Raw genomic sequence first — 17,413 nt, 5'->3', positions numbered from 1 at the left:
GGGTTCATGCGCGGCGCTTTCATTTGAAATGCAGACGATCAACGGAAGATATGCTCGCCCTGTTCGTCAACGATCTGACGACCCTTGTTCAGCGCAATGCTGGCGGCATCTTCGATGCCGGGGCAACGGTCAGCGCGAACGAAGCGATATTCCTTCAGCTCACCATTGATCGTTTTGGAGATCACACCGCACACCTGATACTGACCGCCCTCGCTGTAAGGCGTGGCCACGATCAGAAAATCCTTGTGCTCGGTACGACCGGCCTCTTTCGGCTCCGCTGATGTCTCAGCAGCTTCGCCACCGCCGCCGAACAGGCGCTTCAAAAACGACATGGTGCTCCCTTTTTTTAAGAATCGAGGAACGAACGCAGCTTGCGCGAACGGCTCGGATGCTTGAGCTTGCGCAGTGCCTTCGCTTCGATCTGACGGATACGTTCGCGGGTAACCGAGAACTGCTGGCCGACTTCTTCGAGCGTGTGGTCGGTGTTCATACCGATACCGAAGCGCATACGCAGAACGCGTTCTTCACGCGGCGTCAGCGACGCCAGAACACGGGTCGTCGTATCGCGCAGGTTCGCCTGAATGGCGGCGTCGATTGGCAGAAGCGCGTTCTTGTCCTCGATGAAATCGCCCAGATGTGAATCTTCCTCATCGCCGACAGGCGTTTCGAGAGAGATCGGCTCCTTGGCGATCTTCAACACCTTGCGCACTTTTTCGAGCGGCATTGCGAGCTTTTCGGCCAGTTCTTCCGGCGTCGGCTCACGACCGATTTCGTGCAGCATCTGGCGCGACGTGCGAACGATCTTGTTGATCGTTTCAATCATATGCACCGGAATACGGATAGTGCGCGCCTGATCGGCAATCGAACGGGTGATCGCCTGACGAATCCACCAGGTTGCATAGGTCGAGAACTTGTAACCGCGACGGTATTCGAACTTGTCCACCGCCTTCATCAGGCCGATATTGCCTTCCTGAATGAGATCAAGGAACTGAAGACCACGGTTCGTATATTTCTTGGCGATGGAAATCACGAGACGCAGATTGGCCTCGACCATTTCCTTCTTGGCGATGCTGGCTTCGCGCTCACCCTTCTGCACCTGATTGACGATGCGGCGGAATTCGCCGATCGAAATCGCGGTTTCAGTGGCGAGGTTCTGAATTTCGCTGCGCAGGCGGGCAATCGTGCCCACTTCCTTGGTTGCGAAGTCCTTCCAGCCGCGAGCCGACAGCAGACCGACGCGCTCAACCCAGTTCGGATCAAGTTCGTGGCCCTGATATTCCTTGAGGAATTCATCGCGACGCACGCCGAAGGATTCAGCCAGACGCAGAAGCTTGCCTTCGTTCTGAACCAGACGCTTGTTGATATCGTAAAGCTGTTCGACCAGCTGTTCGATACGGTTCTGATTGAGAGAGAGCGACTTCACGGCAGTGATCAGCTCGTCTTTCAGTTCCTTATAGCGGCGCTCCTGGCTGGAGGAGAGTTCGCCGGTCGCGGCCAGACGGCCTTCAACCTGCTGGTCCTGCAGCTTGCGCAGCTTCTTGTAGGTATCGGCGATGAGGTCGAGCGTTTCCATGACCTGCGGGCGCAGTTCGGCTTCCATAGCCGCCAGCGACAGGTTGGCTTCGTCTTCGTCCTCTTCTTCCTCTTCCACCGGCATGTCGCCGCCGACATTGGTGATGTCGTCGTCGTCACGCGAACGGCGCACAGGCTTGTCGTCGCGCGGGCGTTCTTCTTCCACGCGCTCGATTACCGGCGCCTGCTTGGCTTCCGGACCGGCATAGGTGGTTTCGAGGTCGATGATTTCGCGCAGAAGAATGTTGGATTCATTCAGCTGATCGCGCCAGATGATGATGGCCTGGAAGGTCAGCGGGCTTTCGCACAGCCCGGCAATCATCGTTTCGCGACCGGCTTCGATGCGCTTTGCGATGGCGATTTCGCCTTCGCGCGACAGAAGCTCCACCGAACCCATTTCGCGCAGATACATGCGCACGGGATCGTCGGTACGGTCGGTCGGCTCTTTCTTGGTCGTCGTGGTGGCTACGGCAGTGCCACTGGTCTCGACCAGATCGCCGCCTTCTTCCGCGTCGTCGTCGTTGTTGTTTTCTTCGCGATCGTTGTCTTGCTCGTCGTCTTCAACGACGTTGATGCCCATGTCGGAAAGCATGGCCATGGTGTCTTCGATCTGTTCCGACGTCACTTCCTCGGAAGGAAGAACGGCGTTCAGCTCGTCCATGGTCACATAGCCACGCTTCTTCGCGACCTTGATCATCTTCTTGACAGCATCGTCAGAAAGGTCGAGAAGCGGACCGTCGGCAGCACCTTCGCGCTCGACTTCGGCTTCTTCGTTTTCCTTAACCTTCGTTGCCATATGTTCTTCTCCAGGCGACCCCGGTCGCTTTTAAGATATATAGAGTGTCCGAACGGTTTTGCGAGACCGCAAGCCGCCGGTTGATTCTGCGAGTAGCTGATTTGCCGTTAATGGCGGATTAACCCTGCCCTCGGTATCAGTCTCCATCGTGATCGATTTTCTGTGGGCAGATCCGGTGACCTCACGTCATCGCAACGGTTTTTTGCCCTTGTTCCGCATCTCGCTTCACACGGAGCAGAGGTATCGGAACATCATCGCTATCCGTTCTATCCTTGTTCGAACTGTCGTGATTCCGTCATTTACGCCATACGTCAAGAGCGACTCACCTGATTCGCCCTTAAAAAGCGAATCATTTGTTGTCGCGACCCATCCGCGGGCTAATTAGAGCGCTATTGGCCGTCTGCAACCCCGTAATCCCGGTGCTTTTCAATAAAGTGATTCGGCCTGCCGAATCAGAAACCGCCGGGTGAGCGTCCAGACGACAGACCAAACCCATCAATCAGGGCTTCAGTCGCATCTGCCTTTAAAATCTGATTTTGTATGTCGATGAGGCGCGCATAAAGTTCGCCCGTCTCATCGGTTTCAAGCGCGGCCTCAACGGCTCGCAGCTCCTTATGTAGTGTGCGGGCGCGCTGATGCAAGTGAAGCGCCTGCCGCAAAGCTTCGCGTGCGTCATCTTCCGCTGCCAGTGCAGTTGCGGTCCAGAGCCTTGCCCCCTTCACCGTCTGTTCCAGCGTTTCGATCAGATCGCGATGCCCGGCGCCGACCAGCGCGTGACGCATGGCCTCACCATTGTCCACATGGTCGGAGGCCAGAACATCGAGCATCGCCAGATGCAGTGTCTTCAACGCGTCATGCGCCAGATCCAGCCCGGCAATCGTTTCAAAATCTTCCTCGATCAAACGCGGATGGTTGAGCAGCGTCAGCACAATTGCAGTTTCCCGCAAGGGTGCATGGGTGCCTGCACCCGGACGTCCGCCCTTGACCAGCGTGGAGCGCACCAGACTGTCGGAGATTGCAAGACGTCCGCTGCCGCCCATGCCGGGACCACCGCGTCCACGCCCGTTGTCGTTGCGCCGGTTGAAGGACGAATTGCGCTGACCGCCCTGCTGCCGCCCCTGCCCGAAGAATGCCTGGGCGCGTTCGCGCATATCCTGACCGTAATGGCGGCGAATATCTTCATTGGCGATGCGGCTGGTGATTTCGCGCAGACGCGCTTCCAGTTCGGCGCGCCGTTCCGGCGTGTCGAACACACCGCCAATGGTTTCGCGCGTCCAGATCATATCGACAAGCGGTCTGGCGTCACGCAGCACGGCATGGAATGCCGCCGGACCTTCCGCTTTGACCAGATCGTCCGGGTCCTGCCCTTCCGGCAACAGCGCAAAGCGCAGCGACTTGCCCGGCTGCAAGGTCGGCAGACCAAGATCGGCAGCACGATAGGCGGCGCGCAGTCCCGCGCCGTCACCATCGAAGCACAGGACTGGCTCGGGGCTGATGCGCCAGAGAAGTTCGAGCTGCTCTTCGGTCAGCGCGGTGCCGAGCGGCGCCACGACATGATGAATGCCTGCCTGCGCCAGCGCGATCACATCCATATAGCCTTCGACGGCGATGATCGGCTTGGCTAGTTCGCCATTCTGCGGCTGAGAGGCTTTGCGTGCACGCAGGCCGTTATAAAGCACCCGCCCCTTGTGGAAGAGTTCGGTTTCCGGCGAGTTCAGATATTTGGCAGGCGCATCGGCAGAAAGTGCGCGGCCACCGAATGCGATGATACGCCCACGCAAGTCCTCGATCGGGAACATGACGCGGTCGCGGAAGCGGTCATAGGAAACGGGAACACCTTCATGCACCACAAGACCGCAAGCTTCGAATTGCTCGCGCGTGACACCTTTGCCTGCCAGAAACTCTTTCAGGGCATTGCGCGATTCCGGCGCATAACCCATGCGGAATGCCTGTTGCGTCGCGCTTGAAAGCCCGCGGTCACGCAGATATGCGCGCGCCTTCGCGCCAGCTGCGCTCTGCAGCTGCGCCTCGAAGAACTGCGTCGCCAGTTCCATGACATCGTAAAGCGTTGCGCGTTGTGCCTCACGCTTTTCCATTTCAGGATCGCGCGCGGGCATCGGCACGCCCGCCATGTCGGCCACGCGCTCCACGGCTTCGGGAAAGCTCAAGCCTTCCAGTTCGGTCAGAAACTTGAAGTGATCGCCAGTCACGCCGCAGCCGAAACAGTGGTAACGTCCCTTGCGGTCTTCGCAGTGGAAACTCGGCGTGTTTTCGCCGTGGAAGGGACAGCAGGCCCAGAAATCGCCCTTCGGCGGATTGCTCTTTTTGCGGTCGAACGAAACCCGCGCTCCGATCAGCGTCGAGATCGGCACGCGATCTCTGATCTCATCGAGAAAGGAGGGTGGGAAACGCATTGCGGGTGTCACTTTCAAGTCGGCCGGATAGCGGGCGTGTGTATTCTACAGAGTATATAGGCGCGCTGGTTCGGACAGTCCATCGCACGCGTATATCCCTCCCCGCTAATCACAGTCTTCTGTGTGGTCGTTTCACAACCATACATCTGTCATAAAACTGTCATATAACATTCACATTCAATTATGAGCTGTTGATTTTAGACGCGAATAAGCCCATATCTCTTGGATATTTCGTTAGCCGGAACATATTTTCTTCGTTTTGTGGAGATAATTCTAGCTTCCAACACCAACCACCAACCCGAAGGGATTTCGCCGTGAATGGTTCATTGGTCCTTTTGCACCTTGCTGGCGCTGTCGCCCTCCTCCTATGGGCCACCCGCATGGTGCGAACCGGGGTAGAGCGCGCCTATGGCGACCGCCTGCGCAGACGTTTGCGCAACCAGTTGCAGAACCCGCTTCTATCGGTCGCCTTCGGTCTCGTGCTTGCCGTCGCCCTGCAAAGTTCTACCGCTGTGACGCTGCTGGTCGGCTCCTTCGTGGGGTCGGGCTTCGTCAGCGGTGTCGCAGGTCTGATGGCCGTGCGCGGCGGCGAACTCGGCTCCGCTCTGGTCGTCAAAATCCTGAGCTACGACCTGACCATTCTCGTTCCGCTCTGCCTTGTGATCGGCACCGGCATTTTCATGACCACCGAGCGCCGCGACTGGCGGCAGATCGGGCGCATTCTCGTGGGCATAGGCCTCTTGATCATGTCACTGGAAATGACCGGACAGGCCACCGAGCCGTTGCGCCAGAGCGAACTTCTGCCGGTGATCGTCGACTATCTGTCGAGCGATCCGATAACCACCTATCTGCTGGCCGCGCTGATGACATGGCTGTTCCATTCCAGCGTTGCAGCCGTCATTTTGCTGACCACATTCGCATCGCGCGGCCTCATCCATCCGGAACTGGCCGTGGTGATGGTGCTGGGCGTCAATCTAGGCTCCTCGATCATCGCGCCAATCCTCACCCGCAATGCCCCACCTGAAACCCGCGTCGTGCCGCTCGGCAACCTCCTGATGCGCGGCGCAGGCTCGCTGGTCATGCTCGTGCTCTATGAGGCCTTCAAGCCGTCGATAGCTTTCCTCGGCGCCGATCCTGTATCGCAGGTGGTCAACGCGCATATTCTGTTCAACGTGATCGTCATGTTAGCAGGTATTCCGCTGTCCGGGCTGGTGCTGCGCACCACCGAAGCGCTCGTCAAGATCAATGCCGACAAGACCCCGGCACCCACACAGCCGTTGGAAATGGAAGAATATAGCGCACTCGACGCAGGCGTACTTAACCGCCCGTCGCAAGCGCTGGCCAATGCCACCCGTGAAGTGGTGGGCGTTTGCGACACCGTTGAAGTCATGCTGCGCCGCATTATTGATCTTTATGAAAAGCCGGATCAGGCCCGTATCAACGAGTTGGCTGCTCTCGATGACCGTGTGGACAAGAAGCATGCCGCGATCAAGCTATACCTCACCCGGCTTGCCTCACAGGATCTGAGCGAGTTCGAAGCCCTGCGGATGCAGGAACTGCTCGGCGCTTGCGTAAAGCTTGAACAGGTTGGCGACATCATCGTGCGCAACATGCTGGCGCAGGTGCAGAAGAAGATGGACCACAAGCTGGAATTCACAGAAGAAGGTTGGGAGGAACTGAGCCACTTCCACGCGATGGTTCTGGCCAATGCGCATCTGGCGTTCAACGTGGTCGTCTCGCGTGATGGGCGCACCGCGCGCCAGCTCGTTCAGGAAAAAGACCGCCTGCGCGAACTGGAGAAGCAGACAAGCCTGCGCCACTTCTCGCGTCTGCGCGAAGGATCAACCCGCAGTATCGAGACCAGCACCATCCATCTCGATACCATCCGCGATCTGAAGCAGATCAATTCGCTTCTGGCTTCCATGGCCTATCCGGTTTTGGAAGAACAGGGCCTCCTGAGCGAAACGCGCCTCAAGACCGTCAAGCAGAGCTAAAGCCGTTAGAACACAATATCGGCGGCGTTGGCGGTTCGGCCACGGGTGCTTCCTGCCCGGAACCCGTTAAGCGTCTCATTGTGATGGGCGACGATATCGGCGAACTGCAAGCTCGCCGTATCGCCTGTCGTGTGCCCATCGGCAATTAATGTCACATCATAGCCGAGCGATATTGCGTGGCGCACCGCCGTGTCGACGCAGTATTCCGTCTGGCAACCACCGATAACCAGATGGGTGATCGCCAGTTCATTCAACCGGTCCCGAAGCTCGGTTTCATGGAATGAATCGCAACTCGTCTTTTCAATCACGATATCGTTTGCCTGAGGTGAAAGCTCGTCCCGGATCGCCCAACCCTGCGTGCCCTTTTCGAGCGCATCGCCCGGCCCGCCGTCATGCTGTACGAGGATAACCGGAATTCCGGCAGCATGCGCCCGCACCTTTACGTCACTCAATCGGGCAACAACATCATCCAGAGCCCGATCAATCACAGGCTGACGCTCAGGCGTACCCATCCCGGCCACAATATCGTTTTGAACATCAATGATGAGCAGAGCAGTAGCCATGACAAACGATCTCGCGAACTGATTTCGATTGCCCGGCATAACATCTGCGTGGATTACATAACAAGAAGGCCCCGCATTTGACGGGGCCTTTTGATTTCGTATCAGAGCAGGATTTTACTGCAGAAGCGACTTCACCAGCGCGCTTGCCTTGGTGAAATCCATCTTGCCTGCATAGCGCTCCTTCAGGATGGCCATGCACTTGCCCATGTCGCGCAGACCCTGCGCGCCGATTTCGGCGATGACGTCCTCGCAAGCCTTCTTGACTTCTTCCTCAGTCATCTGCTGTGGCAGAAACTCGGAGATGATGACGATTTCCTCGCGCTCGGCGTCGGCCAGCTCGATGCGGCTGCCTTCTTCATAGATGCGCGCCGATTCTTCGCGCTGCTTGACCATCTTGCCGAGAATACCCAGCAATTCCTCGTCTCCGACCGGGTCCTTACCAGCGGTGCGGTTGGCGATATCGCGGTCCTTCACGGCAGCCAGAATAAGGCGCAGCGTCGACGTGCGGCGCTTTTCCTGCGCCTTGAGCGCGGTTGTGAGGGCCTGGGAAATCTCCTGGCGAAGCATCGAATTGTCTCCTGACAGTGTTTGTTTCTTCTTACTCGCAACGTGACCCATAAAGCAATCGCGCGCAGTCATGAGCTGTCCGAACTACCCGCCCGGAGAACAATAATGCGATAATTATCGCGATTATTTCCCGAATGAGTGCGCACGGACGATTGACCCAACGCTCAAGTTTCTCTATTGATCGAGGCTTAGCAGGACATCGGTACATGCTCGCAGTGGGAGATTTGAAATCCCCGCTGCCTTTTGGCGCATATATGACCCCGTCGCCTGTTGGCGCGTATATGACCATTGACGCTCCGTCTTTCAAGCCATTCGCCCGGTTACAGGGGTGAAGCTGGAGGGATGGAACATGAGCGTATGCTGAAAAGCTAAAACATTAAACGTGGCGCGGATTACGTGTCGCAAGTTAAACAGGAGTGCAGATATGACCGAAACGACCCCGAAAACCGCACCCTGGACGACCGAAAAGCGAACCGCCATTCTGGTTCTTGCAGACGGCACCGTGATCGAAGGCAAGGGCCTCGGCGCGACCGGCGCAATCGAAGCGGAAGTTGTCTTCAACACGGCGCTTACCGGTTACGAAGAAATCCTGACCGATCCTTCCTATGCCGGACAGATCGTCACCTTCACCTTCCCGCATATCGGCAATGTCGGCACCAATGTCGAAGATATCGAAGACCTGACACCAGCCAACCGCCACGGCGCAGTCGGCGCGATCTTCAAGGCCGATATCACCGCACCGTCCAACTATCGCTCCAGCGAAGACCTTGACGCATGGCTGAAGGCACGCGGCGTCATCGCGCTTGCAGGCATCGACACCCGCGCCCTCACCGCACTGATCCGTGAGCGCGGTGCGCAGAATGCCGTCATCGCGCATGACCCGAACGGCAAGTTCGACATCGACGCCTTGAAGGCACGCGCTGCGGGCTGGAGCGGTCTGGAAAATCTCGACCTCGCCAAGGATGTCACCATCGGCCAAAGCCAGGTCTGGAACGAAACACCCTGGATCAAGGGCGAAAGCTTCGGCGAACTGGACAACCCGCAGTATCATGTGGTCGCGCTCGATTTCGGCGTGAAGCGCAACATTCTGCGTCTGCTCGCAGGCCTCGGCGCGAAGGTTACGGTTCTGCCCGCAACGGCAACCGCCGATGACGTGCTGGCCTACAATCCTGACGGCGTATTCCTGTCGAACGGCCCGGGCGATCCGGCAGCCACCGGCGAATATGCCGTACCAACCATTGCCAAGCTGGTTGACAGCGGCCTGCCGGTTTTCGGCATCTGCCTCGGTCATCAGATGCTGGCGCTGGCGCTTGGCGGCCGTACCGAGAAGATGCATCAGGGCCATCATGGCGCCAACCATCCGGTCAAGGACTACACGACCGGCAAGGTGGAAATCGTTTCCATGAACCACGGCTTTGCGGTCGATTCTGAATCGCTGCCGGACAATGTTGAAGAAACCCACGTCTCGCTTTTCGACGGCACCAATTGCGGTTTGCGCGTCATCGGCAAGCCGGTCTTCTCCGTGCAGCACCATCCGGAAGCTTCGCCCGGACCGCAGGATTCGCACTACCTCTTCCGCCGGTTCATCAATCTTATCCGCGAGAAGAAGGGCGAAGCCCTTTTGCCGGAACGCGAACAGGCTGCGTGAATCTAAATCTGAGATTTTGCGGTTAACACATTGTTAGCAAATAAAAAGCCGGGGCAAACACCCCGGCTTTTTTGATGTGCATTTATAGCCTTTAGACATCCGCTATCTTCGGCTTTGGCTTGGGATAAACCCGCGCCACGACCACGATCAGCGCGATGAAGATCAGCCCCGCCGCGACTGCATAGGGCATGCCGGCGAAATCAAACGGTGCGTTCGCTCCGGTAAAATGGCTGAAGAGCTGCGTGAAGAGGAGCGGTCCGATAATCGTCGTGATACTCGAAACGCTGGTCAATGCGCCCTGCAACTCGCCTTGCGCGGAAGGCGGCACCTTGCCCGCAGCGATACTGCGCAGCGGCGGATCGGCGAGCCCTTCCAGTGCCGTCAGAAAGATGACCGCATAGACCATCCAGCCTTCCCACGCGATGGCATAGCCTGTCAGGCCGAAGCCGGCGAAGAGCACGCCGGTGATAGCCGTACGCCGTTCACCCAGAAGCGGCAGTGCACGCGGCAGCACCAGCGCCATCACCACCGCAGTGCCAATGCCGAACATGCCGAGCGACAGACCAATCTCCGCCTCGCTCCAATTGTAACGATAGGCCCCGACAAAGGCCCAGACCGACGGATAGACCGCATGGGCCAGCCAGTACAGGAAGAAGACGACCATCACCCAGCCAACGCCGGGATAGCTACGCATCTGCTTCAACGCACCGAGCGGATTGGCACGTCCGATCTGGAAGCTGCGCCGGTTTTGCAGGGACAGCGTTTCCGGCAGCAGGAAGTATGCCAGCACGAAGTTGATGAAGGACAAGAGCGCCGCCCCGTAGAATGGAACGCGCGGGCCGAATTCACCCAGAAGTCCGCCCAAAACCGGGCCAAGCGCAAAGCCCACGCCAAAGGCAATGCCAATCAGGCCGAAATTACGCGCGCGATTGCTGTCATCGCTGACATCCGCAATATAAGCGGATGCCGTCGCAAAACTTGCACCGCTGATGCCCGCCAGCACGCGGCCAACAAACAGCATCCAGAATGAGGTTGCGAGTGCGCAGATGAGATTGTCGATTGCAAATGTCAGAATGGAGGCCAGCAGAACGGGTCGTCGTCCGAAACGATCGCTGAGATTGCCGATCAGCGGCGCAAACAGAAACTGCATCGCCGCATAGACCAGAAGCAGCCAGCCGCCATCGACGGCAGCCGTGCTGACATCTGCGCCGGTCAGTTCTTCGAGATAGGCTGGCAGAACCGGCATGATGATCGCGATCCCGATAATATCGAGAAACAGCGTCATGAAGACCAGCCAAAGGCCCCGCTTTACGAATTTGGGGTCAAGCATTGGAACACCTGAATATGCTCACGCGGATCTGCCGCAGGAAGCATCATGATTTGAATGTTGGAAAGGATCGCGCGTCATCGCCGCTCAAAGTTGAGCGTCACGCATGATTTGGATAAGGGCCGCGCCGACGCGAAACCTTTATAGGGAAAATTATTCTACGACAAGCCTGCTTGATACGGGTCGAAGAAAATGATTCGAACCATCGCATGACTTGCATAGAAAAAGGCGGCCGAAGCCGCCTTTTATGAAGTGATCAGAGCGGCTTAGATATCGCCGCTGAACGTATCGCAGGATTCGAGCTTGCCCGTATCGAAGCCGCGCTTGAACCACTTGGCGCGCTGCGCCGATGTGCCATGGTTGAAGCTTTCCGGCACGACATAACCCTGACTGCGACGCTGCAACGTATCGTCACCGATCTGGTGGGCAGCATTGAGCGCATCTTCAAGATCGCCCGCTTCCAGAATACCCTTCTGCTGGGTGTAATAACCCCAGATGCCCGCAAAGCAGTCAGCCTGAAGCTCCACACGAACCGACATCTGGTTGGCCTGCGCCTCATTCATCTGCTGGCGCATCTGGTTGAACTTCGGAAGAATGCCGAGCAGATTCTGGACATGATGCCCGACTTCATGCGCCAGCACATAAGCCTGCGCGAAATTGCCCGACGCGCCAAAGCGGTTCGCCAGTTCGTCATAGAAGCTCAGATCGATGTAAAGCTTGCGATCGCCGGGGCAGTAGAACGGCCCGGAGGCAGCCGATGCAAAACCACAGGCCGAGCGGACCTGACCGGTGAAAAGAACCATGGTCGGCTTCGTATATGTCTGGCCGCGCGACTGGAAAATACCGCTCCAGACGTCTTCCGTCTCGGCCAGCACAGTGCGGGCAAACTGGGTCATCTCGTCATTGGCGACTGTCCCGCCCTCGGCAGCCGTGCGACCGCTGGACTGCTGCTGCGTCTGCACCGACGAACCCATGCCGCCATCGCCAAACAGAATCGGTATAGGATCAATACCAAAGGCGCGCAGCACGAAGAACATCACAACAAGAATGAGAATGCCGGAAAGCCCGCCGCCACGCACGACCTTGAAGCCCGGCCCGCCGCCGCCAAAACCGCCGCCTTGTCCGCCTGAATCGCCACCGCCGCCACGCTGGTCTTCCACATTGTCACTCTGCCTACGACCTTGCCAGCGCATACGCCCACTCCCTCAACACCGGCCGCAGCAACCCTGCGCGGCGCATCAATCAATCTCGTATAATTGTCGCATAAAGAGTTGCCACCGCAATATAAAAAGTAAATGGCAAGCCTCATCACAAACGGAGACTCGCCCGCAATATTTTCTTCCGGGGATTTTCTTACCGAATGGCGCGAAACTTGTGCCTTAGAAATGAGCTTCCAAGCAAGACAGCCACGACCACCGCCGCACCCGTCGCAAGCTGCGAGACGCCAGCATCCGGAAACGCCACGGCATGCATGATGCGTCCCGGCAGGAAGGCAAAGAGCCCAGCCCCAACAATGCCCAGAAAGTAGACCTGCCGCACGATTTTGCGATGAAGGCCAATCGCGCCCTGACGCGCGGCGATAACCGATCGGATGCATCCGGCGATGACCAGCACAGACAGGATATGTATCGGGCTGAAACCCCAGAGCAGGTTGATCTGGTGTATGAAAAAGCTCGTTATCGCTGTGACGACCATCAGCACCATCCATATGCGCCCGAGATATTTGTGCAGTCGCGTGCCCTTGCGGCGCAGAAGAATGAATGCGCCCAGCAAGGCTGCGGGTATGACGGTGGCGACGTGCAGCTGGACAGCAAGCGGTGCGTGGAGAAGCGGCTCGAAATTCATGGCAATGCTCCGGTTGAATTTCGACCTTCCTTCGACAACACTGCGCTCGGCTCAATTGGAATGACGTGGAATGCAGGAAAACTTCGTGGCTGGCGGCATTATGCAATTCGCGCTTCGTGAAATGACGGTCATTTTGCGCGCGCTTCGCCTCTGGATGACGTTTCTTGTCGTGGTGCTGATCTTCACGATAACGGCTGCACTGGGCACGGGTTCGATGCCCGTCGCCATCCGCTTCTTCTATTGGCTGCTGATCCAGTTTGGCGGCTGGTCCATCGCCATTTTGTTCGCTGTTCTGGCGGATTCCCTGCTGAAACCGTGGGTTGCCAGCACCTTTGCGCGCATGATGACAGGCGCGCTTCTGGCGGCGATTCCCATTGGCCTTTGGGTCGGCCTCGTCGACTACGGTTTCTTGATCAGAACCCCGTCCTTCAAAACGCTCCTCGGCAACATGGCGGTCTCGCTGCCACTCAGCGCGCTCTTCTGCGTCCTCGCCTATCTGACAGTTCGCAAAGACATCGAAACCGTTTCAAACACGATCCCCGAAGCCCCTGCCCTGCTCAATCGCCTGCAACCGGGCAATCGCGGCCCGTTGCTGCGTCTGTCGGCGGACGACCATTACACGCAGGTCGTCACCAGCCGGGGCAAGGAACTCATCCTGATCCGCTTTTCCGATGCCGTGAAAGAAATCGGCGAAACGCCGGGTTTGCAGATCCACCGCTCGCATTGGGTGGCTAACAGCCATGTCGCAGAATTGCAGCGGATCAACGGTACGCTCGGCCTCAAAACACGCGACGGGACGCTGCTTCCCGTCAGCCGATCAAGCCAGAAAGCAGCGCTGGAGCGTTACCGCATTGGTGCATCACCGCGCAAGAAAACAGCGCTCGGCCACGATTTTTCGTGAATGCCCGCATTTTCTTTGAAATAAGCGCATTTGTGGGGTTCCGCTTTGGGTCATCATTGCCTATAAGGCCCGCTTAGCCCACAGAATTCATACGCTGCCAACCCGCCGGAAAACCGTGCGGGCTTTTCTGGCAGGCTAAGCAGCATGTCACTCGAAAGTGGGAACCGGTTTCGAGACAAAGGCATGCGTAAAACAAGAGCATGATCCCGAAAATGGGAACCGGTTTTCGGATAAGATCATGCACGCGAAGAAGATAGGATGAGCGCCCATGCCGAAACGTACAGATATCAAATCGATCCTGATTATCGGCGCGGGCCCCATTGTCATCGGCCAGGCTTGCGAGTTCGACTATTCGGGCACTCAGGCCTGTAAGGCGTTGAAAGAGGAAGGCTACCGCATCATCCTCGTCAACTCCAACCCGGCCACGATCATGACCGATCCCGATCTGGCCGACGCGACCTATATCGAGCCGATCACGCCGGAAGTCGTCGCCAAGATCATCGCCAAGGAGCGCCCGGACGCGCTTTTGCCGACCATGGGCGGCCAGACCGCGCTGAACACCGCATTGTCGCTGCGCCGCATGGGCGTGCTGGAGCGCTACAATGTAGAGATGATCGGCGCCAATGCCGAAGCCATCGACAAGGCGGAAGATCGCGCGCTGTTCCGTGAAGCCATGGAAAAGATCGGCCTCGATACGCCTGATTCCATGCTCGCCAATGCGACGGAAATCAAGGACGAGGATCGCAAGCGTCACGAAGCCAAGCGTGCGGAAGTCAAGACCCAGTACACCGGCAGCGACCTCGACAAGGCGCTCGACAAGCTCGAAACCGAATGGCAGCTCGGCGAAGTTGACCGCAAGCAGCGCTACATGACGCATGCCCTTGCCAAGGCAGCGCAGGCGCTCGACTTTGTCGGCCTTCCGGCCATCATCCGCCCGAGCTTCACGCTCGGCGGCACCGGCGGCGGCATTGCCTACAACCGTCAGGAATTCTTCGAAATCATCGAGCGCGGTCTGGACGCATCGCCGACGACCGAAGTTCTGATCGAAGAGTCGGTTCTGGGCTGGAAAGAATATGAAATGGAAGTCGTCCGCGACAAGGCGGACAACTGCATCATCATCTGCTCGATCGAAAACCTCGATCCGATGGGCGTGCACACCGGCGACTCGATCACCGTCGCGCCCGCGCTGACGCTGACCGACAAAGAATACCAGATCATGCGTAACGCCTCGATTGCGGTGCTGCGCGAGATCGGCGTTGAAACCGGCGGCTCCAACGTGCAATTCGCGATCAACCCGGCCAATGGCCGCATGATCGTCATCGAAATGAACCCGCGCGTCTCGCGCTCTTCGGCTCTGGCTTCCAAGGCAACCGGTTTCCCGATTGCCAAGGTCGCGGCCAAGCTCGCCGTCGGCTACACGCTGGATGAACTCGACAACGACATCACCGGCGGCGCAACGCCAGCCTCGTTCGAACCGTCGATCGACTATGTCGTCACCAAGATCCCGCGTTTTGCATTCGAAAAGTTCCCCGGCTCGTCGCCGATTCTGACCACCGCCATGAAGTCGGTTGGTGAAGTGATGGCCATTGGCCGTACCTTCCAGGAAAGCTTGCAGAAGGCGCTGCGCGGTCTTGAAACCGGCCTGACCGGCCTCGACGAAATCGCCATTCCGAACATTGAAGAAGGCGACGAGAAGAACGCTATCCGCGCCGCCATCGGCACGCCAACGCCGGATCGTCTGCGCATGGTGGCGCAGGCCATGCGCCTCGGCCTGACCGTCGAGCAGGTGCATGACGCCTCCAAGATCGACCCTTGGTTCCTCGAACAGATCGAAGCCATCGTTTCGACCGAAGCGCGCATTCGCGAACATGGCCTGCCGCAGGACGCAGAAAACCTGCGCATGCTGAAGGCAATGGGCTTCTCCGACGCCCGCCTTGCCAGCCTGACGAACAAGGAAGCGACGGACGTCGCCAAGCTGCGCGCCGATCTCGACGTGCATCCGGTCTACAAGCGCATCGACACCTGCGCTGCCGAATTCGCTTCGCCGACCGCTTACATGTACTCGACCTATGAAACGCCCTTCGTCGGCCAGCCACGTTCGGAAGCCGAAGTTTCGGATCGCAAGAAGGTCGTCATTCTCGGCGGCGGCCCGAACCGTATCGGTCAGGGCATCGAGTTCGATTATTGCTGCTGCCATGCGGCTTTCGCGCTCGGCGATGCCGATTACGAAGCCATCATGATCAACTGCAACCCGGAAACGGTTTCGACCGATTATGACACTTCGGATCGTCTTTATTTCGAACCGCTGACGGCGGAAGACGTGATGGAAATCCTGCGCGTTGAAAAGGAAAAGGGCACGCTGCACGGCGTTATCGTCCAGTTCGGCGGCCAGACCCCGCTCAAGCTCGCCAACGCGCTTGAAAAGGCTGGCATTCCGATCCTCGGCACCTCGCCGGACGCCATCGACCTTGCGGAAGACCGCGACCGCTTCCAGAAGCTTCTGGTCAAACTCGACCTGAACCAGCCGAAGAACGGCATTGCCTATTCGGTCGAACAGGCCCGCCTCGTCGCTGCTGACCTCGGTTTCCCGCTGGTCGTCCGCCCGTCTTATGTTCTGGGTGGCCGCGCCATGCAGATCATCCATGACGAGCGCACGCTGCAAGCCTATCTGCTCGACACCGTGCCGGAACTGGTGCCGGAAGACATCAAGGCGAAGTATCCGAACGACAAGACCGGCCAGATCAACACGCTGCTCGGCAAGAACCCGCTTTTGTTCGATACCTACCTGACCCAGGCTATCGAAGTGGACGTCGACTGCCTTTGCGATGGCAAGGACAGCTTTGTCTCGGGCATCATGGAGCATATCGAAGAAGCCGGTATTCACTCGGGCGACAGCGCCTGCTCGCTGCCGGTTCACTCGCTCTCGGCTGAAACCGTTGCCGAACTCGAACGTCAGACCGAAGCGTTGGCCAAGGCGCTCAATGTCGGCGGCCTGATGAACGTCCAGTTCGCGATCAAGGATGGCGAAATCTTCATCCTCGAAGTCAACCCGCGCGCTTCGCGTACGGTTCCGTTCGTTGCCAAGACCATCGGCACCCCGATTGCCAAGGTCGCTGCCCGCATCATGGCTGGCGAAAGCCTTGAAGACGCGCTCGGCGCTTACGGCGGCAAGCCGCAGGCACCGTCGCGCCCGCATATAGCGGTCAAGGAAGCCGTGTTCCCGTTCGCCCGCTTCCCGGGCGTCGATACGCTGCTCGGACCGGAAATGCGCTCGACCGGCGAAGTCATGGGCCTCGACTACGACTACGCACTGGCTTTCGCCAAGGCGCAGCTTGGCGCAGGCGTGGAACTGCCGCGTGAAGGCACTGTGTTCGTGTCGGTACGCGACGAAGACAAGGAACGCGTTCTGGCGCCGGTGCGCAAGCTCGCAAGCCTAGGCTTCCGTGTTATGGCAACTGGCGGCACACAGCGTTTCCTCGCTGACAATGGCGTCGAAGCGATCAAGATCAACAAGGTCATCGAAGGCCGTCCGCATGTGGAAGATGCGATCCGCAATCGTCAGATCCATCTGGTCTTCAACACGACCGACAGCGCCAGCGCCGTGTCCGACTCCAAGTCGATCCGTCGCGCAACGCTGATGCAGAAGCTGCCTTACTACACCACCATGGCAGGTGCCGAATCGGCCGCAGAAGCCATCGCGGCGCTGAAGGCCGGTTCGCTGGAAGTCCGCCCGCTGCAGGATTACTTCCGGGCATAACCCGCTCTATAGATAAACAAAAAAGCCGC

General features: G+C 58.3%; 12 protein-coding genes. 4 read left to right on the top strand and 8 right to left on the bottom strand.

From position 1 onward, the window contains the following. Positions 1-38: 38 nt before the first annotated feature. The 3 genes from FHW03_RS12995 to dnaG all read right to left on the bottom strand — a co-directional run bounded on the left by FHW03_RS12995 (position 39) and on the right by dnaG (position 4,782). A complete protein-coding gene (locus tag FHW03_RS12995) occupies positions 39-332 on the bottom strand; it encodes an HlyU family transcriptional regulator (RefSeq protein ID WP_182521015.1) in 294 nt (97 codons plus the stop codon). A gap of 14 nt (positions 333-346) precedes the next feature. Further along, complete coding sequence (gene rpoD / locus FHW03_RS12990; RefSeq protein ID WP_182521014.1) at positions 347-2,368, bottom strand: RNA polymerase sigma factor RpoD; 2,022 nt, start codon at positions 2,366-2,368, stop codon at positions 347-349. 452 nt (positions 2,369-2,820) lie between these two features. Next, a complete protein-coding gene (gene dnaG, locus FHW03_RS12985) occupies positions 2,821-4,782 on the bottom strand; it encodes a DNA primase (protein ID WP_182521013.1) in 1,962 nt (653 codons plus the stop codon). Between the two features lie 314 nt (positions 4,783-5,096). On the opposite strand from dnaG, the gene FHW03_RS12980 reads away from it, so the two are divergent. Next, a complete protein-coding gene (locus FHW03_RS12980) occupies positions 5,097-6,776 on the top strand; it encodes a Na/Pi cotransporter family protein (RefSeq protein ID WP_182521012.1) in 1,680 nt (559 codons plus the stop codon). Positions 6,777-6,781: 5 nt separating this feature from the next. Here the strand turns inward: FHW03_RS12980 and FHW03_RS12975 are convergent, their stop codons facing one another. Beyond that, entirely contained in the window at positions 6,782-7,339 is a 558-nt protein-coding gene (locus FHW03_RS12975) for a cysteine hydrolase family protein (protein ID WP_182521011.1), read from the bottom strand. A 114-nt stretch (positions 7,340-7,453) separates the two neighbouring features. Next, positions 7,454-7,906, bottom strand: coding sequence for a GatB/YqeY domain-containing protein (locus FHW03_RS12970; RefSeq protein WP_151589305.1), 453 nt, complete (start codon positions 7,904-7,906; stop codon positions 7,454-7,456). A 424-nt stretch (positions 7,907-8,330) separates the two neighbouring features. Between FHW03_RS12970 and carA the strand changes: the two genes are divergently transcribed. Further along, positions 8,331-9,554: a glutamine-hydrolyzing carbamoyl-phosphate synthase small subunit gene (carA, locus tag FHW03_RS12965; RefSeq protein ID WP_182521010.1), complete on the top strand. Its 1,224-nt coding sequence runs from the start codon at positions 8,331-8,333 to the stop codon at positions 9,552-9,554. Between the two features lie 91 nt (positions 9,555-9,645). Here the strand turns inward: carA and FHW03_RS12960 are convergent, their stop codons facing one another. From FHW03_RS12960 to FHW03_RS12950, 3 genes are all read right to left on the bottom strand, one after another. Then, positions 9,646-10,884, bottom strand: a complete 1,239-nt coding sequence (locus FHW03_RS12960; RefSeq protein WP_182521009.1) for a TCR/Tet family MFS transporter — start codon at positions 10,882-10,884, stop codon at positions 9,646-9,648. A 263-nt stretch (positions 10,885-11,147) separates the two neighbouring features. Next, a complete protein-coding gene (locus FHW03_RS12955; protein WP_182521008.1) occupies positions 11,148-12,074 on the bottom strand; it encodes a neutral zinc metallopeptidase in 927 nt (308 codons plus the stop codon). A gap of 160 nt (positions 12,075-12,234) precedes the next feature. Then, the gene (locus tag FHW03_RS12950) at positions 12,235-12,726 is read right to left on the bottom strand and encodes a DUF2306 domain-containing protein (RefSeq protein ID WP_182521007.1); all 492 of its coding nucleotides are present in this window, start codon (positions 12,724-12,726) and stop codon (positions 12,235-12,237) included. Between the two features lie 70 nt (positions 12,727-12,796). Between FHW03_RS12950 and FHW03_RS12945 the strand changes: the two genes are divergently transcribed. Both FHW03_RS12945 and carB read left to right on the top strand, forming a co-directional pair. Next, positions 12,797-13,627 carry a LytTR family DNA-binding domain-containing protein gene (locus FHW03_RS12945; protein ID WP_182521006.1) on the top strand — a complete coding sequence of 277 codons (831 nt, stop codon included), beginning with the start codon at positions 12,797-12,799 and terminating at the stop codon, positions 13,625-13,627. Positions 13,628-13,895: 268 nt separating this feature from the next. Continuing rightward, the gene (gene carB, locus FHW03_RS12940) at positions 13,896-17,384 is read left to right on the top strand and encodes a carbamoyl-phosphate synthase large subunit (protein ID WP_182521005.1); all 3,489 of its coding nucleotides are present in this window, start codon (positions 13,896-13,898) and stop codon (positions 17,382-17,384) included. The last annotated feature ends 29 nt before the right edge of the window (positions 17,385-17,413 follow it).

This window comes from Ochrobactrum sp. RH2CCR150 (genome assembly GCA_014138095.1).
Taxonomy (GTDB): domain Bacteria; phylum Pseudomonadota; class Alphaproteobacteria; order Rhizobiales; family Rhizobiaceae; genus Brucella; species Brucella gambitense.
Note: the sequence above shows the minus strand (reverse complement) of the source record. Positions and strands in the feature narration are given on the sequence as shown.